Here is a 23,927-nt window from a genome sequence, read left to right on the forward strand (position 1 = left end):
CGCGGCAAACAAAAAAGCCCTGGAATCTGCAAATTCCAGAGCACTCTTTCCAAACACGCGCGGGGACAGCAAACAGACGCTGCGGCACACGATCTTCTTCCATCCAGACTGTACTGTCGGCCCCGGAGTCACACCGGGTCATGCCTTTCGGCTCGCGGGCTATACCGCCGGTGGGGAATTGCACCCCGCCCTGAAGATCCTGATTCAATTGAGACAAGTATACTACCCGACGGGATGCCTGTCAACTCCCTTTTTTCCATTTTCCACAAAGGAAGGGCCGGAGGGAACAGGTTCTTTTGCGGGATTTTTTCTTGCCCCCGCACGGTTTTTGTGATAGGATAAACCCGCTTGAATCGGCGGCGGAACCCGCCTGCAAATTTTTCCTTGTGAGCCGACCAGTTTTATAGTATACTAGTCCCGTTGTATTTTGACGGAACTGGAAAAGAGGTTATGCCTGTGCGTCACGACCGATATGAGAGTCCGCTGTCCTCCCGCTATGCCAGCGACGAGATGCAGTATGTGTTCTCTCCGGATAAGAAGTTCACCACCTGGCGCCGCCTGTGGGTGGCCCTGGCCCGGGCCGAGATGGAGCTGGGCCTGCCCGTCACCCAGGAGCAGGTGGACGAACTGTCCGCCCATATTGACGACATCGACTACGACAAGGCGGCGGAATATGAGAAAAAGCTCCGCCACGACGTGATGGCCCATGTCCATACCTACGGAGATGCCTGCCCCAAGGCCATGCCCATCATCCATCTGGGCGCCACCAGCTGCTATGTGGGGGACAACACCGACATCATTCTGATGCGGGAGGCCCTGGAGCTGGTGCGCGACAAGCTGGTGCGGGTGCTGAACCACCTGGCCGGGTTTGCCCGGCAGTACAAGGCCCTGCCCACCCTGGGCTTCACCCACTTTCAGCCCGCCCAGCTGGTGACGGTGGGCAAGCGGGCCACCCTGTGGATGAACGAGCTGCTGATGGATCTGGAGGAGGTGGAGCACCGCATTGCCTCCCTGAAGCTGCTGGGCAGCAAGGGCACCACCGGCACCCAGGCCTCCTTCCTGGAGCTGTTCGAGGGCGACCACGAGAAGTGTCGGGAGCTGGAGCGGAAGATCGCCGCTGAGATGGGCTTTGACGGGGTGGTTCCCGTGTCCGGGCAGACCTATTCCCGGAAGATGGACTACTATGTGGTGTCCACCCTGTCCGGCATCGCCCAGTCGGCCAGCAAGTTCGCCACCGATATGCGCCTGCTCTGCCACCTGAAGGAGGTGGAGGAGCCCTTCGAGAAGAACCAGATCGGCTCCTCGGCCATGCCCTACAAGCGCAACCCCATGCGGTGCGAGCGTATCTGCGCCCTGGCCCGGTACGTCATGGCCGACGCGGTGAACCCCGCCGTCACCGCCTCCAGCCAGTGGTTTGAGCGCACCCTGGACGACTCTGCCAATAAGCGCCTCTCCGTGCCCGAGGCCTTCCTGGCTGTGGACGCCATTCTGAACATCTATGCCAATGTGGCCGGCGGCCTGGTGGTTCACGAGAAGGTCATCGAAAAGCACGTGCTGGAGGAGCTGCCCTTCATGGCCAGCGAGAACATCATGATGGATGCGGTGAAGCGGGGCGGCAACCGCCAGGAGCTCCACGAGCGTATCCGCGTGCTCTCCCAGGAGGCGGGAGCCAACGTAAAGGACTGTGGCCTTAGCAACAACCTGATCGAGCTGATCGCCGCCGATCCGGCCTTCTCCATGCTGAGCCGGGAGGAGCTGACCGCCCATCTGGAGCCCGCCCGCTACATCGGCCGGTGTCCGGAGCAGGTGGAGGAGTTCCTGTCCGCCGATGTGGATCCGGTGTTGGAGAAGTATGCCGGTGCCCTGGCGGGCCGTGAAACAGAACTGAAGGTTTGACCGACTGATACAGAAAGGGAGATTCTACATGGAAAAAGCAGTGCGCCGCATCGGCGTGTTTACCAGCGGGGGAGACGCCCCCGGCATGAATGCCGCTATCCGTGCTGTGGCCCGTACCTGCCAGCACATGGGTATTGAGTGCGTGGGCATCCGGCGGGGCTATCACGGTCTGATCAACGGCGATTTTACCAAGCTGGATTTTGAGAGCGTCAGCGATCTGTCCCGCCGGGGAGGTACCATGCTCTACTCCGCCCGCAGCGAGGAGTTCAAGACCCCCGCCGGCCAGGAGCGTGCCGTGGCCACCTGCAAGATGCTGGGCCTGGATGCGCTCATCGGCATCGGCGGCGACGGCACCTTCCAGGGCCTGCTCCGCCTGGCGGAGCGGGGCCTATCCGTGGTGGGCATCCCCGGCACCATCGACAACGACATCGCCTGCTCCAGCTACACCATCGGCTACGACACCGCCTGCAACACCGCCCTGGAGTCCATCGACAAGCTGCGGGACACCATGCAGTCCCACGAGCGCTGCTCCGTGGTGGAGGTGATGGGCCACCGGGCGGGCCACCTGGCCCTCAACGTGGGCGTGGCCTGCGGCGCCACCGCCGTGATCGTCCCCGAGCACCCTGTGGACATTGAGAACGACCTGCTGGAGCCCATCCGCCGGGCACGCCTGGGCGGCCGCACCCATTTCATGGTCATCGTGGCCGAGGGCGTGGAGGGTGGCGCCTATTCCGTCGGCAAGGTCATTGAGGACGCCACCGCCCTGGATACCCGGGTCACCGTGCTGGGCCACATCCAGCGCGGCGGTTCCCCCTCCTCCCGCGACCGGATCACCGCCACCTACATGGGCTTCGAGGCGGTGCGGCTGCTGGCCGAGGGCAAGACCTGCCGCGTGGTGGCCCTCCAGGGCGAGAACTACGTGGATTACGACATCACCGAGGCTCTGCAGATGAGCAAGAGCCTGGATCAGCACACCTACGAGGTCATGCGCGCCCTGACCGGCGTACAGTAAGCACCGGATCCATACGGCAAGGAGGCCGCCGCCCGCAGACAGCGGGCGGCGGCCTCCTGTTATGAAACACCGCTCACACGAAAACCGGGTGCAGAGTCCTTTATCCTCTACCGCGTGGCCAGCACCTTTTTCAGGTGGGCGAAGCGGGGAAGGGAATTCTCCAGCCGGTAATCGGCCTGCCCCTGGATGAGGGGGAGGGCGTAGTCGAGGAAGGGCTGCTCCACGCCGTTGCCGGCGGCGTTGATCCATCCGCGGGGAACCTTTTTCTCGAAGTTCGCCACGATATCCAGCGGCTCCAGCGTGGTCTCGCAGCGATAGCCGCCCTCCCGGGTGCAGCGGAAGGCCACCATCTTTCCGGTATTTCCGGCCACAGCGGCCTCCACCGCCGCCTTGCCAGCCAGATAGGCCTCGTCAATGTCAGTCTGGGAGGCGATGTGGGTGCTGCACCGCTGGAGCAGAGAGAGCTCAATGCCCCGAACCTTTGCGCCGGTGTGCAGCTTGATGATGTGGGCCAGACGGGTGGCCAGGCCGCCCAGTTGGACATGCCCGAACCCGTCGGTGGCGGAGATCTCCGCCTCGGACACATAACGGCCGTCGGCATAGTGGATTCCCTCGGACACGGCCACCATACACTTGCCCGTCTTCCCGTAGATCTCCTTGACGTCATGAATGAACCGATCCATATCAAAGTCGACCTCCGGCAGATAGAGCAGGTCGGGGCCGCAGCCGGTGAGCCCGGCCAGGGCGGCGGAGCCGGCCAGCCAGCCGGCGTGGCGGCCCATGATCTCGATGATGGTAATCGTGCCGGTATCATATACGTGGGCATCATGCCACACCTCAGCGCAGGAGGTGGCGATGTATTTGGCGGCGGAGCCGTAGCCGGGGCAGTGGTCGGTGCCGTTGAGATCGTTGTCGATGGTCTTGGGCACGCCGATGATGCGGCACTCATAGCCCTGAGCCCGCATATACCTGGAGATTTTGTTGCAGGTATCCATGGAGTCGTTGCCGCCGTTATAGAAAAAGTACCGCACGTCATAGCGCTGGAAGATCTCCAGAATACGGCGGTAATCGGTGTCGTCTCCCTCCGGATCTGCCAGCTTGTAGCGGCAGGAGCCCAGCACAGAGGCCGGCGTACTGCGCAGCAGCTCCAGCTCGCCGGGATCCTCCTGTCCCATGTCGTACAGCTTGTCCTCCAGCACACCCTTGATGCCGTAGGCGGCGCCGAGCACCCGGGTAATGCAGTCGGAGTCCAGCGCGGTGCGGATCACACCCAGGGCGCTGGCGTTGATGACGGCGGTTGGGCCGCCGGACTGCGCGATGATACAGGCCCCTCTCAATTCACTCATGTCTGACCCTCCTGAATCCAAAATTGGAATCTGTAGTTCGGGGTGATTTCTGCCAAATATCATAGCACGTCCCCTTGAAATTTTCAATGAGAACTGATAAAATCTAAGATGGATTTCGATAAAGGAGATGACTGCTATGCCTCTCGTTACAACCAAGGAAATGTTCCAGAAGGCTTATCACGGCGGTTATGCCATCGGCGCCTTCAATGTCAATAACATGGAGATCGTCCAGGGCATCACCGAAGCCGCCAAAGAGGTCAACGCCCCTCTGATCCTCCAGGTGTCCAAGGGCGCCCGCGCCTATGCCAACCACACCTATCTGATCAAGCTGGTGGAGGCCGCCATCATTGAGACCGGCCTGCCCATCTGCCTCCATCTGGATCACGGCGACAGCTTCGACATCTGCAAGAGCTGCATCGACGGCGGCTTTACCTCCGTGATGATCGACGCCTCCTCCAAGCCCTTCGAGGAGAACATCGAGCTCACCCGCAAGGTGGTGGAGTATGCCCACGACCACGGCGTGGTGGTGGAGGCCGAGTTGGGCGCCCTGGCCGGCATTGAGGACGACGTGCAGGTGTCCGCCGAGGAGTCCCACTACACCCGCCCCGAGGAGGTGGAGGAGTTCGTCTCCAAGACCGGCTGCGACTCCCTGGCCATTGCCATCGGCACCAGCCACGGCGCTTACAAGTTCACCGCCGCCCAGTGCACCCGCAACGAGAAGGGCGAGCTGGTTCCCCCGCCCCTGCGCTTCGACATCCTGGACGAGGTGTCCAAGCGCCTGCCCGGCTTCCCCATTGTGCTCCACGGCTCCTCCAGCGTACCTCAGGAGTATGTGAAGATGATCAACGAGAACGGCGGTAAGATGCCCGACGCCGTGGGCATCCCCGAGGCGGAGCTGCGTCAGGCCGCCCGCGGCGCGGTCTGCAAGATCAACATCGACTCCGATCTGCGCCTGGCCATGACCGGCACCATCCGCAAGTTCTTTGCCGAGCACCCCGACAAGTTTGATCCCCGGGAGTATCTGAAGCCTGCCCGGGCCAACATCAAGGAGCTGGTCAAGCACAAGCTCATCGACGTGCTGGGCTGCGACGGCAAGGCATAATCGTTAAAAAGCCGAAAAAGCAGGGAGGGGCGGATGCCTCTCTCCGCTTTTTTACAAAAATATTTGCGCGCGCAATTTTATAATTGCGCGCGCAAATATTTTTGGCTATAATATTGTCGAATTCACGGGACGGACTTCCACTGTGCTCCGCCCGAACTGCTGAGAGGAAGGAAAAATGGAGTTTATCCGGTGGTGTTCCATCCTTGACCGCCAAAACAAGCGGTATCTGGACAAAAAGCTGGCGCCCTTCGGGCTGAACAGCAGCCAGCACATGTACCTCATCCGGGTATGCCGGGAGCCGGGCATCACCCAGGACAGCCTGTTCTCCCGCTTCTATATTCATCCCAGCAACATCACCCGGGCCCTGGCCGCTTTGGAGCAGGGGGGCTTCCTCCGCAAGGAGCTCCATCCACAGGATCGGCGTACCTGCCGCCTCTATCCCACGGAGCGGGGGCGGGAGGTCTACCAGCAGATCCTGGATATCTGCGACAGCTGGGAGGCCACGGTGATGGAGGGCCTCCCGCAGGAGGAGCGGGAGCGCCTGGAGAAGCTGCTACAGCGTCTGGGCCGCCGGGCGGTGGCCCTGCTGGAGCAGCAGGAGAAAGAGAGGGAAACAACTTGAATCAGGAGCCGGAGATACGGACGGAAAATCCGCTGGGCTATGCGCCGCTGCCCACCCTGCTCAGGCGCTTTGCCGTGCCCAGCATCATCGCCATGCTGGTCAGCTCGCTGTACAACATCGTGGATCAGTTTTTCATCGGCCAGGGGGTTGGCTATCTGGGCAACGCGGCCACCAACGTGGCCTATCCGCTGACCACCATCTGCCTGGCAATTGCCCTGCTCATCGGCATCGGCAGCGCCTCCCGCTTCTCCCTGTCCCTGGGGGAGGGGAACCCGGAGCGGGCGGCCGAGGCCGTGGGCAACGCCATCGGCATGATGGTGCTCTTCGGGCTGGCCTACGCGGTGGTGATCCAGCTCTTTCTGGAGCCTCTGCTCACCGCCTTCGGGGCCACGGAGGACGTCATGCCCTATGCCGTCAGCTATACCCGCATCACCGGCCTGGGCATGCCCCTGCTCATCATCACCAATGCCATGAGCAATCTGGCCCGGGCGGATGGAAGCCCCAAATATTCCATGGCCTGCATGCTGGTGGGGGCGGTCATCAACACCATTCTGGATCCCATCTGCATTTTCCTCCTCAACTGGGGGGTGGCGGGGGCGGCCTGGGCCACCGTGGCCGGACAGTTCGTGTCCTTCCTCATGGCCGTCCGCTATGCCCGGCACTTCCACCGCATCCAGCTCCAGAGAAGGCACTTTCGCCTGCGCCCGGACACCTGCCTGCAGACCGTCTCCCTGGGCCTGAGCGCCAGTCTCAATCAGCTGGCCATCACCTTTGTGCAGATCGTGCTCAACAACTCCCTGACCTACTATGGCTCCATGTCCCCCTACGGAAAGGAGATCCCTCTGGCCGCCTGCGGGATTGTGATGAAGGTCAACGCCATCATGCTGGCCGTCATCATCGGCATCAATCAGGGTTCCCAGCCCATCATCGGCTTTAACTACGGAGCCAGGCAGTTCCGGCGGGTGAGGGACATCTACCGCCTGTCCATCACCTATAACCTGGCCGTATCGGTCACCGCCTTTCTGCTCTTCCAGCTGTTTCCCGCCCAGATTGTGGGCCTGTTCGGGGACAGCGGCAACGCCCTGTACATGGAATTCGCCGTGAAATTCATGCGGATTTTCCTGTTCATGGCCTGTGTCAACGGGGTGCAGATGTTTTCCTCCAGCTTTTTCTCCGCCATCGGCAAGCCGATCCGGGGCGCGGTGCTCTCCCTGACCCGGCAGGTGATTTTCCTGGTTCCGCTGCTGCTCCTCCTGCCGCTGGTGTTCCCGGTGCCCATTGACGGCATCCTGTTCGCCGGCCCTATCGCCGACGGGGCCGCCTTCCTCACCTCGGTGCTCCTGGTTCGCCATGAGATGGCACGCATCCGGCAGCAGGAGCTGGCCCAGACGCAATAGAACACCGCAGCCCGCCGGGGAAACCCGGCGGGCTGCTTGGCATCTGGAGCTGTTATGAGAGATAGGGCAGCTTGACAGGGACGCCGTCCGCCACCATGGGAACGCCCCGGGCCAGGACGGTATGGACGTTCCAATCCCGATCCAGCAGCAGCACATCCCCGTCCGCCCCCACGGTGAGGCGGCCCTTGCGGGAGAGGTACAGCCCGTCGGCCACATTGCGGGTGACCAGACAGACGGCGGTCTCCAGGGGGACGTGGTGCTCCGTCACCAGGCAGCGGAGGACAGGGAGGAGGGTGCTCATGCTCCCCACGCCCATGCCCACCATGGTACGGCGGTCCTCCGACCAGCGGGGCAGGCTGCCCCCCGCGTCGGAGCTGATGGTAATCCGCTCCGGCGGGACCTCCTCCAGGGTGCGCAGTACGGGCAGGGCACACTTCTCCGGCTCCTCACCGGCGGTGAAGTCCACCATGCCGCCCTTTCGGGCGAATTTGACGGCCTCCTCCTGCCAGCGGCCCATGTGGGTGGGGCGGAAGTGCCAGATGGGCAGATCCGTGGCCTCCAGCAGGTCGTAGACCAGCCCCAAGCCCCGCTTTCCGGCCCCCATATGGATATGTACCACCCCGGGCTTCCCGGCGGTGAGGGCCCCCAGGCGTACCTGGCTGGCCATGTGAATGAGCTGCTCCAGGGAGGGATGGCCGCTTCTGTGGTCGGACAGGGCCACCTTGACCCCCAGGATCTCCGAAATAAAGGCCACGTCGTCCTTGAGAGAGCCGGTAACCGTGGGAGACGGCACGTCATAGGCGCCGGTGAGGCAGTAGGCGGTGATACCCTCTTCATTCAGGGCCTTGGTCTTGGCCAGCAGGCTCTTCGGGCTGCGGGTGGCGCTGTCGGTGCCCAGCAGCCCCACCGCCGTGGTGACTCCGGCAGTGGTGAAGTCGGTGAGGGAGAGCTCGGGAACCCGGCTGCGGAAGCCGCACTCTCCGCCGCCGCCGGTGAAGTGGACGTGCTGATCCACCAGACCGGGCAGGGCGGTAAGCCCGCTGCCGTCCACCACCTCCACATCGGGCAGGGCGGGAGACAGGTTCTTTCCCACGGCGGCCACGATGCCGCCGCACAGGAACAGATCACAGACGCCCTTTGGCTCCGGATCAAACAGATTGACAGATTTCAGCAGGATGGGGTGCATGGGAAGCCTCCTTCTCAGGAATGTTTATCAGGACGGGAGAATCACTTGGTCGTCGGGGGAGAGCCCGGAGAGGATCTCGGTGTACCTGCCGCCGGTGAGGCCTGTCTCCACCTCCACGGTCACCGGCTGGCCGTCCCGCAGCACCTGGACGGTGCCGCCGCTCACCGCAGAGGAGGGAACCGCCATGCAGCCCTCGCTGCGGCCCGTGAAGATCTCCACGGTGACGTTCATGCCGCTCTGGAGGGCCTGGGTGTCCGTCAGGCTGATCTCCACAGTGTACTCCGTCACACCGCCGGAGGTGATGCCGGTCTCGTCCTTCCGGCTCACGGTGCCGTCATAGACCAGCTCCTCGCCCTGGTCGGTGGTGAAGGTGACCCGGGCCGACTGGCCCACGCCCACCTCGTTGATGTACAGCTCGTCGATGTCCGTGTGGACGCACAGATCCTCCGGCTGGGCCAGGGTGGCCAGGGGAGTGGCGGCGGAGGCGAAGTCGCCGGTCTTGAAGGTGCGCGTCAGCACGGTGCCGTCCACCGGCGCCGTCACCGTGTAGTCGGACAGGCTGTCCTCCAGCTGGGTCAGGCTGACCCGGGCCGACTCCACCGACAGGGCGGCGTTGGTCACCGCGTTGGTCAGGCTGGCGTTTTCAATGGTCATTACCGTCTGGCCGGCGGTGACGGCGGTGCCCGCCTGGATGGGGAGGGAGGCCACCTGGCCGGACTGGGTGGCGTAGATGGACTGCTCCGTGGCGTTTGCCACAGTGCCCGACTCCATGCAGGCCGCCCCGCCCACTGACGCCATGGCGGTGTCTCCGCTGCTCACTGCGCCCGGGTTGGCAAAGGAGAGCTCCACATACACCCCCTGCCGGCCGCCGGACAGGGTGGTGGGCGTGTCGTATACCCGGGTCACCGTGCCGCTGACGGTTCCGGCCTTGCCGGGAAAGCTGATCACCGCGGTGCTGCCCGCGGCAAAAGCCGCCGCGTCGTCCGCCGCAAAGGGCACCGTCAGGGTCAGGCTCCCGCTGTCTACCAGGGCGGCGATGGCGGTGCCGGTATTCACGTAGTCGCCCACGTGGACATAGACCTCGGTGACAGTCCCGGAGGCGTAGGCTGTCACGGTCAGATCATCACAGGCGGCCGCCGCCTGGCTGTAGGACGCCTGGGCGCTGGACAGGGAGAGCTGCGCCTGGGTGATCTGATCCTCCAGCTCACCGGAGTCGATGACATAGAGCACCTGTCCCGCCGTCACCGTATCCCCCTCCTCCACGGAGCAGGAGAGGATTTTCCCGCTGACCGTCGGGATGACGGAGTACTCCTCATGATAGCCTACCGTGCCGGTGGCTTCCACCGTGCGCTCCACCACCGCGTCGGTCTCCGGCGCCACGGTGTTGTAGGAGTCCTGCCCGCCGGAGCAGCCTGCCAGCAGAGCGGTCAGCCCGGCCAGGGCCGCCGCCCCCCATCTGCGTACCTTCATCTCTGACACCTCCAGGTTATTCCACGCTCTTGAGAGCGCCCAGCATATCAATATCCCGCATCTTCCGCCCGATCACCACATTCACCGCCAGCGCGAACAGAAGGGTTATTGCGCCGGAAAGCAGCAGGGAGACGGGCCGCGTGGCCTCCACCAGATCCATGGTGGTGATGGCCTGAAGGATCATCCGGTTGAGGGCGACACCCAGAGGGATGCCCAGGATAATCCCGCAGACGGCGAAGATGATGTTCTCGCTGAGCTGGAGCGTTTTGATCTCCTTATCGTGAAAGCCCAGCACCATCAGGGTGGCCAGGCTGCGGATCTGCTCAAAGAAGCTCATGATGCCAAGGTTGTAGATGACGATGCAGGCCAGGCCGCCGCCGAACAGGATCAGGATGTAGACCACCATGGACATGCTGTTCATCTGATCCACCGCCGCCTGGGTGGCTACCTCCCGGGTCTGCCAGGCATCCACAAAGTCATAGTCCGCCAGCCGGGCTGCCAGGGCGTCGGGATCCTCCGCTGTCACATAGGCCGCCGTCGGGGTGTAGGCCAGGCCCAGGCTCCGCCACAGGCTGCGGCTGATGTAGACTCCGCTGACGCTCCGGTTGAGCTCCGCCACCTTCACCGGGTAGTAGGCGCTGCTGCCGGTAAAGCGGAGCGTCACCGTGCCGCCGGCCTCCACGCCCAGCTCCTCCGCCAGGCTCTCCTCCAGCACCACCCCGTCCGCCGGCAGGCTCAGGACACCCTCGGCATAGGGGTCATACCGCTTGAGGGAGAGCTGATCCTCCGCCACGGTGATGGTGGCGGTGGCCTGCCGGCTGTCGGTGTAGAGCCACCCGGCGGTAGTCATCTCCAGCTCCGCCCCGGTGACCCCCACGTCCTGGGTGATCCGTCGGTACTGCCCCTCGGTTACGGAGGTGCTGAAATCCACCATGAGGTCGTAGCGGTTCTGCCCCTCAGACAGGGCGGCGGAGTAGTGGTCGATGGAGTCCCGCAGGGCAAAGGCCAGAAAGACCAGGGCCATGCAGAAGGCGATGCCGAAGATGCAGGTAAACATGCGCACCTTGTTGCGGAAGGTGTTGCGGATGATGTACTTCTGGTTGAAGCCCAGGCGGCGCCACAGGAGAGGAAACCGCTCCAGCAGGACGGCCTTGGTGCTCTTGGGGGGCTTGGGGCGCATGCACTGGGCGGGAGTCTCCTTCAGCAGCGAGCGGGCCACCAGCCAGGCGCTGCCGATGCAGCACAAGGCGGTGAGGCCCAGGGCCTGTCCCCAGGCGGCATAGTCGTGCACCACCGTGTAGGGGGGCAGGTCGCACCCCATGGCCACGGTATTGACAATGAGGGCGCACACATACCGGCCCGACCAGGCGCCGATGGGGAAGCCCACCGCCACCACCAGGATGGCGTGGAGCAGGTAGTAGAACAGGATGGTGCTGTCAGCGTAGCCCAGGGCCTTGAAGGTGCCGATGTCCGGGCGGGCGTTCTCGATCAGGCGGTTCATGGTGCTCACCATCATCAGCACCGCACACAGGAAGAAGAGCACCGGGAAAATGCTCAGGATGGGAGCCAGGTTGTCCCGCATCTCCATCAGGTAGGAGGCAACGGTGTTGTCCTCCAGGGCCAGCACATTGATCACCCGGTCTCCCAGGGCATCATCCACGGCCGTCCGGAATTGGGCGCTGGAGACGCTGCCGTCGGTGGTGACGCAGATCTGGTTGTACCGGTTGGCCCCCATAAAATCGGAGAGGAGCTCCTCTGTGCCGTAGGCGAAGGCGTAGCGGGAGAGATCCGGAGCCGGATTGGTGGCGTTGACCAGGTACATGCACTCGGGATCCTTGATCAGCCCGCAGATATACAGCCGCAGCTGCCGCCCGGTTCCGGTGACGGTGAGCTCGTACCAGTCCCCCACCTGGAGGCCCCGGGCCGCGGCCAGCTGGTCGCTGACCGCGATCTCCCGTCCGCTGTCCGGCAGGGTGCCCGCCACCACATAGGGGGTGTTGATGGCGTAGTCCTCCGGAACGGCGTAGAGCTGGAGGGTGACGTCGCTGTCGTACCGCTCCTCCGCGTCCAGCACGATGCGGGGCTGCACCCCGGTGACGCCGGGCAGCTCCGCCAGGGTGCGGCAGTCACCGGCGTCCAGGCTGGTTCCGGTCAGCCAGTAATCCGCCGTGTTCTGACCCTCCAGGTATTGTTCAGAGATGCGATCCAGGTTAAAGAGAATACCACTCAAGGCGGTATAGACCATGACGGCGATCAGGGTGATGATGCTCACCGAGATCAGGCGGGAGGCGGTGCGCCGCAGATCCCGCACAAAGTTTTTCCAGATCATGCTACCACTCCAGTTCCTGCACCGGCACCGGGTGGGGATTCTCCGTGAAGGACTCGATCTTACCGTTTTTCATGCGGATCAGAATGTCCGCCGTGGGGGCCAGCGCCCCGTTGTGGGTGACCACAATCACGGTTTTTCTGCTCTGCCGGCACAGATCGTACAGCAGGGCCAGGATGGCCTTGCCGGTCTGGTAGTCCAGGGCGCCGGTGGGCTCGTCGCACAGGAGCACGTCCGGGTTCTTGGCCAGGGCCCGGGCGATGGCGCCCCGCTGCTGCTCGCCGCCGGAGCACTGGGCGGGGAAGTTGTTCAGCCGGTCGCCCAGCCCCACCATATTCAAGACCTCTCTGGCGTCCAGAGGGTTTTTGCAGATCTGGCTGGCCAGCTCCACATTCTCCAGCACCGTCAGGTTGGGCATCAGATTGTAGAACTGGAACACGAAGCCGATGCTCTCCCGGCGGTAGTCGGTGAGCTGCCGCTTGTTGAATTTGGAGATCTCCTTGTCGTTGACCCGCACCAGGCCGGAGGTGGGGGAGTCCATGCCGCCCAGGATGTTGAGCACCGTGGACTTGCCGGCTCCGCTGGCACCCAGGATGATGGTGTATTTGCCCTCCGGAATGGTGAAGCTGATATCGTCCACCGCCCGGATGGTGGTCTTGCCCATGATATATTCCCGCACCACATGCTCCAGCTGTACACCCGCCATATGCGTCCACTCCGTTTACTCTGTGGTTTCTCTGCAAGTCCGGCCAATACTGTATTTACTTCTTTTATCATAGCGCCAAGCGCGGCAAAACGCAAGCCCGGGATTGCTTGGAATCCCGAAGCAATTCCGCCGGAAACAGGAACTGCGCCCCGTGCCGTCCGGCACGGGGCGCGGTTCCTGTTATTTGTCAAAGGCCGGGTTGGTAAAGTAGACGTTTTTCTGATCCATCTTCTCCTTGGCCAGGCGCACCGCTTCGCCGAAGCGCTGGAAGTGGACGATCTCCCGCTCCCGCAGGAAGCGGATGACGTTATTGACGTCGGGGTCGTCGGACATGCGCAGGATGTTGTCGTAGGTAACCCGGGCCTTCTGTTCGGCGGCCATATCCTCGGACAGGTCGCAGATCACGTCGCCCTTCACCGCCATGGAGGCGGCGTTCCAGGGGAAGCCGGAGGCGGCGGTTGGGTAAACGCCGGTGGTATGGTCTACAAAATAGGGGGCGAAGCCGCCCTCCCGCACCTGTTCGTCGTTCAGGTTGCGGGTCAGCTGGTGGACGATGGCGCCGATCATCTCTAGGTGGCCCAGTTCCTCGGTACCTACATCGGGGTCAAAATGGCATCCGGCGGAGAAAAAGCAGAGGCCGGGCAGCTTGCCCGGCCTCTGCTGGTTTGGAGTTCACAAAAATCATCTGCGGCTTACAGCACCATGCCGATAAAGCACTGGCAGGCCAGGAACAGGACGCCGCCGGTGACCAGGGGAGCCAGCCGCCCGGCGCGGCCGGAGACCAGCCGCTCCCGCAGCGTGGTGAACAGGAAGGTCAGCACCAGAAAGACGGCACCGCCCACCACGGCCAGCCGCACCGCCTCGCCGCCGGCGGTAAGCCCGGCCCCGAAGGGGAGCAGGCCGAAGGTCAGCGCACCCAAAAGCCCGGTCACGCCCCAGTCGCGCTGGGGAATGCGCTTCGTTAGGTAGCACTCCAGCACCAGGGCGATCAGCACCAGGGCGGCCACGGCGGGCAGGCTCACCACGGGCAGGATGGCGGCGGGGAGAAACACCCGGCACAGCAGGGCGGCCAGGCTGGCCAGCCCCACCACCGCGGCCAGAAGGATATTCAGCGTGTAGTTTTTCTGCATGGACTCAACCTCCCCACTCTGTGGCGCCGGAGCTCACGTCCGCCCCGGTGACAAAGGCGGAGGCGGAGTTGACCGCGTTGGCCACCGCCCGGGATGTGACGGTGGCGCCGGTGATGGCGTCAAAATTTTCCCCCACGGCCAGATCACCCTGGCTCCACACCAGCTGGGACAGAAATTCCGCGTCGGAGAGGGCCTCCATGCCCAGGCCGAAGGTCTCCTCCATATCCCGCACCACGGCGCCCACCACGGTGCCCTGAAAATCCACGGCCACCAGCATGGTGATGTCCCCGGCGTAGCCGGCGGTGACGGTCTCCACGATGTAGCCCGTGGTGCCCCGGTAGACGGTGGAGATGTTGGCGTCCTCGCCGGAATAGGGCTCCTCCACATAGGGCCCGCCCCCGGGCAGCAGGGTCTGGAAGATGGCCTCCTGCTCCGCGGCGGCGTTTTCCGCCTCCACAGTGGCCAGCGCGGCGGAGAGGGCCAGCAGGATCAAAAAGGCGGCCGCAATCACGGCAGCGGCCCGCACAAGGGCTTTCTGTCTCATCCGGCCTCCCCTCCTTTCCGAACCCCAAAGCGCACCGGCGGCAGGAGCTTGTCCAGCGCCCAGGCGCAGGCGTTCATCAGCAGAATGGCGTAGGTGACCCCCTCCGGATAGAGGCTGTTATAGCGCAGGAGCATGGTCAGTACGCCGCAGCCGATGCCGTAGATCAGCTGGGCCCTGGGCAGGACGGGGGAGGTGGCGTAGTCGGTGGCCATAAAGATGGCCCCCAGCATCACGCCGCCGCCCATCAGGCTGTAGAGCATCCAGCTCAAAGGCTCCTGTCCCCGGGGGAACACCAGGGCCAGGAAGGTCACCGTGCCCAGATAGGCGGCCGGGATGCGCCAGGAGATGACCTTGCGCCAGATCAGGATGGCGCCGCCCACCAGCAGGGCCAGGGTGGACACCTCGCCGATACAGCCGCCGATATTGCCCAGGAACATATCGGCCAGAGATGCCTCCGGCAGGGCGGGCATCACCATGCTGTGCAGGGGGGTGGCGGCGGTCACCACGTCCGCCGTCGAGGAGAACAGGGGCAGCTCCACGCCGGCGGGGGCGTAGCGGGTCAGGCTGGCGGGCCACAGCAGCAGGAGCAGGGCACGGGCGGCCAGGGCGGGATTGAAGATGTTCTGGCCCAGGCCGCCGCCCAGGCCCTTGACCACCACAACGGCGAAGACGCCGCCCACCGCGGCCATCCAGTAGGGGGTGGTAGCAGGCAGGGTCAGGGCCAGCAGCAGGCCGGTGACGGCGGCGGAGCCATCCAGTACAGAGCCGGGCCCTCTGGTGACCGCCAGAAAGACCCATTCAGAGGCTACACAGGCGGCCACGGTCACCAGCACCAGCAGCAGAGCCCGGGGGCCGAAGAACCAGACGCCCGCCAGCAGGGTGGGGAGAAGGGCCAGCAGCACGGTGCCCATGACGCGGCGGGTGGTCTCCCCGCTGCGGATGTGGGGGGAAGAGGAAGTGATCAGCTTCAAGAGGCATTTCCCTCCTTTAAGGTCTGTTTGGCCGCGCGGAACCGCTCCACCAGGGGGAGCTGGCCCGGGCAGACGTAGGAGCAACAGCCGCATTCGATGCAGTCGGAGACGTGGAGCGCCTCTAGGGCGTCCAGACTGCCCGCCGCCTCGTAGCGATAGAGGTACAAGGGCTGGAGGTGCATGGGGCAGGCCTCCACGCACTTGCCGCAGCGGATGCACACCGGCCGGACAGGGGTGGCGGCATCCCGGGTGAGGCAGAGCACGGCGTTGGTGCCCTTGAGCACGGGGACGGAGAGATCTCCCTGGGCGGCGCCCATCATGGGACCGCCGGCGATCACCTTACAGGCGTCCTCCGTCAGCCCTCCGGCTGCGGCGAGCACATCCTGATAGGAGGTGCCGATGCGGACAATGAGGTTTTTGGGCTCCCGCACCCCCTCGCCGGTGACGGTGACCACCCGGCGGGTGATGGGTTCCCCGTAAAAGACTGCCCGGCAGATGGCGGCCACCGTGCCGGCGTTGAACACGCCGCAGCCCACGGAGATGGGCAGCTTGCCGGGGGGAACCTGCCGGCCGGTGACGGCCTGCACCAGCTGCTTCTCCGCCCCCTGGGGGTAGCGGGTGGGCAGCACCGCCAGCTCTATGCCCGGATACTGCTCCAGGCAACGGCGGACAGAGTCGATGGCCTGGGTCTTGTTGTCCTCTACGGCCAGCACCACCCGGTCGGGCTGGAGGATGGCCCGGAGCACCGAGGCGCCCCGCAGCACCCGCTCGGGAGCACTGCACAGCAGGGCGTCGTCCGCGGTGATATAGGGCTCGCACTCGCAGGCGTTGATGAGGACGGTGTCCACCCGTCCGGCGGCGCTGACCGCCTTGATGTCGGTGGGGAAGGTGGCGCCGCCCATGCCCACGATGCCGGCCTCCCGGATGATGGTGAGCAGATCGTCCGGCGAGAGGCCTTCCAGGGTCTCGTGGGGCACCAGGGTGCGGTCGGGGGTATCCAGGCCGTCGTTCTCCAGCACCGCCGACAGCACCGGCCGTCCGGAGGGATGGGGGCGGGGCTCCACCGCCAGAACCCGGCCGGAGACCGAGGCGTGCACCGTGGCGCTCAGGCCCTCGGCGTCGCCGATCTTCTGGCCCAGGCGCACGGTGTCGCCGGGCTTTACCAGGGGGGTGCAGGGCTTGCCGATATGCTGGAGCATGGGGATTACAACTTGGGCGGGCAGTGGAGCGGGGGACAGGGGGGCACCCCGGGAGAGCTCCTTGCGGCCGTCCGGATGGACGCCGCCCCAGAACAGATGTCTCATGGATTCACCTCTTTGTCAGGATCAAATTCTCCCGATGGGGGAGAACTAAGTGCGAATCAAGTCGGAAAAGCCGGGACTGTAGAACTGCTGGCCGGAGGCATCCACCCACATGGCCTGGGCGTCCCAGCGGTCCAGAAGGGCCTGTCCCTCCGCCTGGGGGAGGGTGAACAGGGCGGTGGAGAGGGCGTCGGCCAGGCCGGAGTCGGCGCAGACGATGGTCACCGAGCGCCAGTAGGCGGCGGGGGACAGGGTGGCGGGGTCAATGATGTGGTGGTAGCGCACGCCGTCCACCGTGTAGTATCGCTGGTAGTCCCCGCTGGTCACCACCGAGCCCTGGCTGAGCTCCAGTGTGTGCAGGAATTCCTCTCCATCTCTGTCAGGGGACTGGATGCCCACCACCCAGGGCTGGCCGTCCGCCTTGGGGCCGGTGGCCCGGATGTTGCCGCCCACGCTGACCAGCAGACCGGCGGGGGCCTGCCGGCAGACCTGCTCCACGGCGTAGCCCTTGGCGATGGCGCCCACATCCAGCCGGGTTTCCGGGTCGGTGATCTGGACGGTGGAGGCTGCCTCGTCGATGACCACGGAGGAGAAATCCGTGTGGAGGGCGGCCTCCTCCAGGGCGGCCCGGTCGGGGAGGGCGGCATGCTCCGGGTCGTTGATGCCCGCCTCCCGGGCCTCATGCCACAGGGAGAGGACGCTGCCCATGGCGGCGTTGACCCTGCCCTCCGTCTCTGTATAGACCTCCCGGCAGAAGAGCAGCAGATCCAGGATGGGCTGCTCCACCTTCACCGGCGGCCCGCCGGCGGCGTCGTTGACCGTTTTCAGGTTGACCACGCCGGGGTACTCGTTGTAGATGTCATAGAGCTGGTGGTACTCCAGCAGGCCGTCGTGGATCTCCTGGGCCATGGCCTGGAACCCGGCCTCGTCCGCGGCGTAGCCCTTGATGGTGGTCACCGTGTCGAACAGGGTGAGAAAGGTGGCCTCATACCGGGTGAGGCCGGGGGAGGGGGCGGCTGCCGGTGTGCCGGCACAGCCCGCCAGCAGGAGAAGGGTCAGCAGAAGAAAGGGGAGACGCCGCATGTCTTATGCCGCCTTGGCCACCAGGGTCTGGAAGGCCCCGATGGAGATGGTGACGGAGGCGGCCAGATCCGCGTCGGCGGCCTTGCCGTCCTCGGTGACGGCGATGCCGCTGACCTCCGCCGGGGTCTTGCCGGTGACATAGGCGGCAAAGCCGGCTGCCTGCTCATACCACTCCTTGCCGATGGAGCTGAAGTCCCGCATGCCGTAGCCGTCCCCCAGCTGGTTCTTGGAGGGCTGGGCGGCGGTGAGATCGGTGGTGATCTGGCCGGCGGTGTCAAAGTTCACGCTGGCCTGCACCGCGTCAATGACCATGCTGGTGATGGTGTCCCCATTCATGGTAATGGCGCCCACGGTGGCATAGGCCTGGGCCAGGCCGTCCTCCTCGGCGGAGGCGCTTTTGCTGTCGGTCAGGCTGGTGGTGGAGGTGAGCACCAGCGTGTCTCCCTTGCTGGCGCCCAAGTGTTGGGCGTTGGCCACGGCCTGCTGGATCCCATCCAGATAGCCGCCGATGGACATGGTGACGGAGGAGGCCAGGTCGGCGTCGCCAGCCTTGCCGTCCTCGGTGACGGCGATGCCGGTCACCTGGTCAATGGTCTTGCCCACCACATAGTCGGCGATGGCCTGGGCCTGCTCATTCCACTCTTTTCCGATGGAGCTGGCTTTCCGCATGCCGTAGTCGTCCCCGCGCTCGTTCTTGGAGGTCACCGGGGTGGAGAGATCGGTGATGAGCTGGCCGGCGGCGTCAAAGTTCACCTTGGACTGAATGGCGTCGATCACGCAGTCGTCAATCACGCCGTCCTCGCCCACGGTGACGGCCACCAGGGTGATGTCGGCCTGGGCCAGGCCGTCGCCCTCGGCGGAGGCGCTGGTACTGCTACCCACCGAGGTGATGAGGGACAGGCCGGTCTTTACGGCCTCGCCGGACGAGGGATCGGCGGGAGCGGGGGTGGCTGCGGGCGCCTCGGTGGGGACCACCGAGGGGGTGGGGGCCGGGACGGCCACCACGGCGGTGGTGCCGCAGCCGGCCAAAAGCCCGAGGCTCAGCGCCAAGGACAGGGCGATCGCGGGGAGTCGTTTCATGGGCATGGTACATTCCTCCAGTTCAGTGTGGGGGGTGCGGTCGGACGCGGAATCTCCGGGCCGGAGCCTCTGAAAGACCCAGGCCGCAGAGGATGCGCGCTCCCGGCGGCACATTGTGAATATTATAACAAACTCACGCGCTCCATGCAACGCAAAAAATCCCGGAACTCAGCTTTGCGCGGCATCAAAATGCGCAGAAAATCTTTCTTTATTGAATTTTTTTAGGGAAGCTGGAACAAAATACGGCAATCTGTTGAAGGCAGAAAAATTTTTATAAAAACGAACAAAATTTTCGGTCGCACTATCTAATTGCTGAGGTGCTCTCCGCCGAATTTGGAGCAGCCGTCAGACAAATCCTGTAACATCAGAGGAACCCGGCTGCGCATAATGCGCAGCCGGGTTCCTTGTGCTGGGGTGGAAAGGGGAAAGTGGAAACTGGTTCCAGAACTCAGGCAAAGGCGCGCTGGAGCATGACGGCCACCTCGGCCCGGGAGGCGGTGCCGGCGGGATCCAGCCGGTTTCCGCTCTTGCCGGAGAGGATGCCCTCATCCACGGCCCAGCGCACGGCGTCGGCGGCCCAGGAGGCCACGGAGTCACCGTCGGCATAGCCGCTCAGATCCGCGGTGCCGGGCTGTGCGCCGGCGCTGCGGTAGAGCATGACGGCCAGCTCCTGCCGGGTGATGGAGCCGTTGGGGTTGGAGCCGTCGGAGATGCCCTCATCCACGGCCCACTTCATCCCGGCCTCATACCAGGTGCTGCCGGTGCTGGTGTCCACGCCGGCCTGGCGGGCCAGCACGGTCATCAGCATGCCGCGGGTGGTGGAGGCGGCGGGGGAGAAGGCGGTGGAGGAGGTGCCGGTCATCAGGCCGTTGTCCACCGCATAGGCGATGCCGTCGGCGGCCCAGTGGCTGTCAGGGACGTCGGTAAAGCTGACAGAGACGGCGTCCAGATCCAGCGGCTGGTCGGAGAGCATCTTGGCATAGATGGTATTGGTCACATAGCGGTAGTCGTCCTGCTGGTGGGCGCGGTTGTTGACGGAGTTGGCGAAGATGGTGAGATCCATGCCGTTCCGCTCCAGGGCGATGGCCTCCACGAAGCCGTCGATGGGGGTGCCGTCCTCGTTGAGGCAGCAGCCGGCGATGAAGCTGTCCTCGTCGATGGCCTGAATCAGCACGGTGGCGTCGGCGGGGACGGAGGTGAGGACGCCGCAGCTGTAGGTGTACATCACATAATCCTCGTCGGCGGCGTAGCTGGCGGTGGTCAGGCTGTCGGCGGGGTAGGAGACGGTGTGGAGCGCCTCCATGCCCAGGGTGGTGTAGGCCAGGTCGGTGACCAGGTTCTCGGTGATGTAGCCCAGCGGGTCGGAGCCGGTGGCGATGTAGGGGGTGCCGGCCTTGACGGCGGCCACGGCGGCCGCGCCGGTCTCACCCTGGTCCAGGGCCACGTTGCCCACGATGATGTCGGCCTTGGCGGGGTCGTCGGTGATGGTGAAGCCCAGCTGCTCGGCATAGGACTCCACATCGTAGTTGGAGGTGCCGTTGTTGTAGACGTTGCGGTACTCCTTGAAGCCATAGCCCTTGCTGAAGAACTGGGCGAAGTAGCCCTCGGTGACGATGGAGCCGGAGAACTCGTCATAGCGGCCGGCCAGGAAGATGGTGGGCTTCTGGATGGCGCTGGCGGCGGGCATCTCGCTCACCCGGACGGCGGAGAGGACGAAGTCGTCCGCCACGGACTGCCAGCTCTCCAGGGAGAGGACGAAGTCGCCCTTGTAGTCGCCGCCGGTGACCATGCCGACGGTGTTGCCGGCGTCCAGCAGGGCGTTGACGGCCCGGACGGCCTCGTTGCCGTTGTTGGAGAGGATCACGATGTCGCCGGCGGTACCGGACAGCTGGGAGGCGCCGGAGACGCTGGTCACCTCGGTGAGCACGCCGTCAAAGGCGCCGATCTGGTCCACGGCGACGCAGTCGAAGCCGCGCATGGCCGGGAAGTTGGACACGGACTCGGAGTACAGGTCGGGGAAGCCGGAGGCGGAGGCGTCGGCGCCCTCCCACAGCACGGCGTTGGCGTAGTTGCGCTTGGCCTGGTGCATATCCACCACCAGGGAGCCGGCGGCGTAGGTGACGCCGCCCACGGCGGTGTCCTCGTCCAGGACGGACAGCTTCACGCCGTTGTGCAGCAGGAACTCGCCCATCTCATAGGCGTCGGCGATGTCGCGCTGAGAGGCGGAGTCCACGGGGATCACGTAGTACTCGGGGAAGTAGTTGTCGTTGCCCGCGTAGGGGACGCGCCAGGTATCGGAGTCCAGCTGGTTGTTGTTGACGTCCACATACCACTTCTCCATGTCGTCGCGGTGGTCTTCGTTCTCGATGCCGCGGCGGAAGAACTCCAGCTGGTTGTTGTAGATGTCGTCCTTGTTCTCCATGACGTAGTCGATCAGGCCGTAGATGCCGTACTCGAACAGGTCGGTGGAGGCCTCGTTGTTGTATGGGGTCTCAATGGTGTAGCCCAGGGAGCCGCAGTTGAGCATGGCGTAGCTGGGGCCGTAGTTGGTGCACAGGTCATCCCAGGCGGACCAGTGCATGGTGGAGGGGTCATAGTCGTCCCGCAGGGGGGTGTAGTAGGACCAGTAGAGGGTATCAGGATGCTCCTCCCTGGTGGCGGACATGGTGCCCAGGGCCGCGGTGCCGAAGGCCTCGGCGCCCAGGGCGAAGTTCTTCACCAGCAGGTCGTACTCCAGGTTGGGCTCATGGGGCGGGGTGCAGGGCTCCACCAGGAACTCAGTCATATAGCCGTGGAGCTCGGCGAACACCACCGGGTTCCAGTCGTTGATCACCTGAACCAGGTTGGTGGTCTCGCTCTGGGTCTGGTTGGAGGCGTCCCGGTTCAGATCGAAGCCGTTGTCGTTGCGGCGGGCGTTGTAGGTCCGCCCGTCGGGGTTCTCGTTGGGGCAGATGACAAAGATGATGTCGTCCAGGATGTCGTCCACGTTCAGCGTGATGTCCTCGCTGATGGTGTAGAGCTCGCTGGCGTCGTTGACGCCGGTGTTGTTCTGGATGTTGCCCTCGGCATCGGCGGTGAACTTCTGGGAGCCCAGTCCGGTGATGCCCAGATCAATCACGTCGGGGGCGAACATGGTGGAGATGTCCACGCTCTCGTCCAGGAAGCCGGTGAGGGTGTTGTAGGTGATGGTCTCCTGGGTGGCCAGGGCCCGCAGCACGTTGAGCTGGGCGTCCACGCCGGGATCCTCATCGGGGTGCACGTTGTTCAGGAAGAAGGGCACCCGGTAGTCGCCCATGGTGCCGGCCTCCAGCTCGGCCTGGAGGGAGGCGGGGTCGGTCTCGGCGATGGCGTTCATCTCCTGGAAGGCGTCCACGGACTCCTTGCTGTCGGAGAGGGTCACATAGTACTGATCCCGGCCGCCCTCGCTCTGGCCGAAGGTGGTGACGGTGATGTACCGGCCGGGCAGGGCATCATCGATAATCTCCTGAATGGCCTCGTCCACGTCATCATAGCGGGTATAGCTGTCGTAGGCGTTGACAATCATGTCCGTCTCAGCGATCACCGTGTCGCCGTCCCGCACCGACAGGGTATAGGGGCCGATAAAGCTGGGCCAGGCGTTGCGATTGCGGGAGGACTCGTCGTTGATCCCCGTAAAGGATGCGGCGGTAAAGGGTAGGGTGACGGTGACCGTATTGCCGGACTGGGCGGCTGTGACTTCGCCCAGCGTGAACAGGTCGGTGCCGCCGGCACCGTTGTTCCAGACCTGCCAGTTGTTCAGCAGGTCGCCGGGGTAGTAATAGGGGTAGATATCAGGATCCTGGAAGCCCTCGTCCCGGGTGAGATACCAGGTCAGGTCGGCGGCCCAATCCGCCGGTTCTGCGCCGTTCAGCACGGAGGCATCCACGGTCAGCGTTGCGGTAAAGTCCTGATCTTGATCCACCAGGGTCAGGGTGGAATCAGATACCGACAGCGTCGGAGATGTATCCTCCGCGCCCACGGCAGAGGTAACGGTGCCCAGGGAGAACAGCATGCTCAGTGCGAGGAGAAGGGAGCAGAGCCTGGCAAGGCGCTTCGCCCTCAGTGTCATGGTTGAGGCCTCCTTCATTGAATTTGTTTTTTGTTCCTCTCTGTTGTCTGTGACAGCACGCTTCTTACTGCATGGGAGGGCTCCTCCTGATTATCAAAAATATGGAACCTGACTACTTTATAATAGTATGCAATCATACTCACGTCAATATGGTAAAAAAACATAATTACAGCGAAATATTATTGTACAAAATTTACAATTTCGGAGGTAAATATGTTGGAAGAAAAATTTTCGTATTGATATTGGGGGCTGTTCGATGAATGCACCCACTATCTCAGAAAATGCGCTGACAGGCGAGGCTGGTCCGCAGCGGGGAACCCTGTCCGGGACGGTGCTTCAGGGCACAGGGCAGATGATGCTCTTTCCTGCCTGAAAAAGTATGTACGACTCCACCTACTGGGAGGGCGACGATCTGCGCAACACCCCCCGCAAGCTGGCGGGCCTGACCAAGTTCGGCAACGTGACCCTGCGCTGGGGCGTGTCCGACGACTCTGACTTCCTGGAGTGGGTCTACTCCGTTGCCCCCACCAACACCGCGCCTCCCACGGCATGGTGCGGCATGCTGGAGGGCTGCAGATTTCTACCGGCAGCATCGGCACCAGCTTAAGAAGGTGGAAGAACGGTCCGGCCTGCCTGTGGAATGGTCGGACCATGCGTCCGCAATTCAA

The 23,927-nt window shown here is 64.1% G+C and carries 19 protein-coding genes and 1 riboswitch; of the genes, 6 read left to right on the forward strand and 13 right to left on the reverse strand.

Annotation, left to right across the window (positions count from 1 at the left end):
- Positions 1-87: 87 nt before the first annotated feature.
- A riboswitch (FMN riboswitch) is annotated at positions 88-202 on the reverse strand.
- A gap of 254 nt (positions 203-456) precedes the next feature.
- Together purB and QZ378_RS01195 are read left to right on the forward strand one after the other, a co-directional pair.
- A complete protein-coding gene (purB, locus tag QZ378_RS01190) occupies positions 457-1,896 on the forward strand; it encodes an adenylosuccinate lyase (RefSeq protein ID WP_291257034.1) in 1,440 nt (479 codons plus the stop codon).
- A 28-nt stretch (positions 1,897-1,924) separates the two neighbouring features.
- Positions 1,925-2,908 (forward strand): ATP-dependent 6-phosphofructokinase, encoded by a 984-nt coding sequence (locus tag QZ378_RS01195; protein ID WP_291257035.1) that lies wholly within the window; start codon positions 1,925-1,927, stop codon positions 2,906-2,908.
- A gap of 107 nt (positions 2,909-3,015) precedes the next feature.
- On the opposite strand, the gene QZ378_RS01200 is transcribed toward QZ378_RS01195, so the two are convergent.
- Positions 3,016-4,254 (reverse strand): 6-phosphofructokinase, encoded by a 1,239-nt coding sequence (locus tag QZ378_RS01200; RefSeq protein ID WP_291257036.1) that lies wholly within the window; start codon positions 4,252-4,254, stop codon positions 3,016-3,018.
- Positions 4,255-4,390: 136 nt separating this feature from the next.
- Here QZ378_RS01200 and fba point away from each other — a divergent pair, with 136 nt between their 5' ends.
- The 3 genes from fba (at position 4,391) to QZ378_RS01215 (ending at position 7,375) form a co-directional block, all read left to right on the forward strand.
- The gene (gene fba / locus QZ378_RS01205; RefSeq protein WP_087240543.1) at positions 4,391-5,356 is read left to right on the forward strand and encodes a class II fructose-1,6-bisphosphate aldolase; all 966 of its coding nucleotides are present in this window, start codon (positions 4,391-4,393) and stop codon (positions 5,354-5,356) included.
- A 175-nt stretch (positions 5,357-5,531) separates the two neighbouring features.
- Positions 5,532-5,978, forward strand: a complete 447-nt coding sequence (locus QZ378_RS01210; protein ID WP_191528922.1) for a MarR family transcriptional regulator — start codon at positions 5,532-5,534, stop codon at positions 5,976-5,978.
- Positions 5,975-7,375: an MATE family efflux transporter gene (locus tag QZ378_RS01215; protein ID WP_291257037.1), complete on the forward strand. Its 1,401-nt coding sequence runs from the start codon at positions 5,975-5,977 to the stop codon at positions 7,373-7,375. The genes QZ378_RS01210 and QZ378_RS01215 overlap by 4 nt, the downstream gene beginning before the upstream one ends.
- 52 nt (positions 7,376-7,427) lie before the next feature.
- On the opposite strand, the gene iadA is transcribed toward QZ378_RS01215, so the two are convergent.
- From iadA to QZ378_RS01275, 12 genes are all read right to left on the reverse strand, one after another.
- Positions 7,428-8,561: a beta-aspartyl-peptidase gene (gene iadA / locus QZ378_RS01220; RefSeq protein WP_191528921.1), complete on the reverse strand. Its 1,134-nt coding sequence runs from the start codon at positions 8,559-8,561 to the stop codon at positions 7,428-7,430.
- A gap of 27 nt (positions 8,562-8,588) precedes the next feature.
- Positions 8,589-10,031, reverse strand: coding sequence for an HlyD family efflux transporter periplasmic adaptor subunit (locus QZ378_RS01225; protein WP_291257038.1), 1,443 nt, complete (start codon positions 10,029-10,031; stop codon positions 8,589-8,591).
- 16 nt (positions 10,032-10,047) lie between these two features.
- The gene (locus QZ378_RS01230; protein ID WP_291257039.1) at positions 10,048-12,360 is read right to left on the reverse strand and encodes an ABC transporter permease; all 2,313 of its coding nucleotides are present in this window, start codon (positions 12,358-12,360) and stop codon (positions 10,048-10,050) included.
- Position 12,361: 1 nt separating this feature from the next.
- Positions 12,362-13,063, reverse strand: a complete 702-nt coding sequence (locus tag QZ378_RS01235; protein ID WP_087240553.1) for an ABC transporter ATP-binding protein — start codon at positions 13,061-13,063, stop codon at positions 12,362-12,364.
- A 180-nt stretch (positions 13,064-13,243) separates the two neighbouring features.
- On the reverse strand, positions 13,244-13,708 hold the full coding sequence (locus QZ378_RS01240; protein WP_191385239.1) for a manganese catalase family protein: 465 nt from the start codon (positions 13,706-13,708) through the stop codon (positions 13,244-13,246).
- Positions 13,709-13,755: 47 nt separating this feature from the next.
- A complete protein-coding gene (locus QZ378_RS01245; protein ID WP_291257040.1) occupies positions 13,756-14,193 on the reverse strand; it encodes a hypothetical protein in 438 nt (145 codons plus the stop codon).
- A gap of 4 nt (positions 14,194-14,197) precedes the next feature.
- Complete coding sequence (locus QZ378_RS01250; RefSeq protein WP_291257041.1) at positions 14,198-14,737, reverse strand: FMN-binding protein; 540 nt, start codon at positions 14,735-14,737, stop codon at positions 14,198-14,200.
- Complete coding sequence (locus tag QZ378_RS01255) at positions 14,734-15,708, reverse strand: RnfABCDGE type electron transport complex subunit D (protein ID WP_291257042.1); 975 nt, start codon at positions 15,706-15,708, stop codon at positions 14,734-14,736. Before QZ378_RS01255 ends, QZ378_RS01250 begins: the two co-directional genes overlap by 4 nt.
- On the reverse strand, positions 15,705-17,012 hold the full coding sequence (gene rsxC, locus QZ378_RS01260) for an electron transport complex subunit RsxC (RefSeq protein WP_291257043.1): 1,308 nt from the start codon (positions 17,010-17,012) through the stop codon (positions 15,705-15,707). Before rsxC ends, QZ378_RS01255 begins: the two co-directional genes overlap by 4 nt.
- A gap of 45 nt (positions 17,013-17,057) precedes the next feature.
- Entirely contained in the window at positions 17,058-18,092 is a 1,035-nt protein-coding gene (locus tag QZ378_RS01265; RefSeq protein WP_291257044.1) for an FAD:protein FMN transferase, read from the reverse strand.
- A 3-nt stretch (positions 18,093-18,095) separates the two neighbouring features.
- Entirely contained in the window at positions 18,096-19,178 is a 1,083-nt protein-coding gene (locus tag QZ378_RS01270; RefSeq protein ID WP_291257045.1) for a hypothetical protein, read from the reverse strand.
- 442 nt (positions 19,179-19,620) lie between these two features.
- A complete protein-coding gene (locus tag QZ378_RS01275) occupies positions 19,621-23,259 on the reverse strand; it encodes an S-layer homology domain-containing protein (protein ID WP_291257046.1) in 3,639 nt (1,212 codons plus the stop codon).
- A 379-nt stretch (positions 23,260-23,638) separates the two neighbouring features.
- Here QZ378_RS01275 and QZ378_RS01280 point away from each other — a divergent pair, with 379 nt between their 5' ends.
- Positions 23,639-23,866 (forward strand): phage tail protein, encoded by a 228-nt coding sequence (locus QZ378_RS01280; RefSeq protein ID WP_291257047.1) that lies wholly within the window; start codon positions 23,639-23,641, stop codon positions 23,864-23,866.
- The last annotated feature ends 61 nt before the right edge of the window (positions 23,867-23,927 follow it).

This window comes from Flavonifractor sp. (assembly GCF_019422385.1).
GTDB lineage: Bacteria > Bacillota > Clostridia > Oscillospirales > Oscillospiraceae > Flavonifractor > Flavonifractor avistercoris.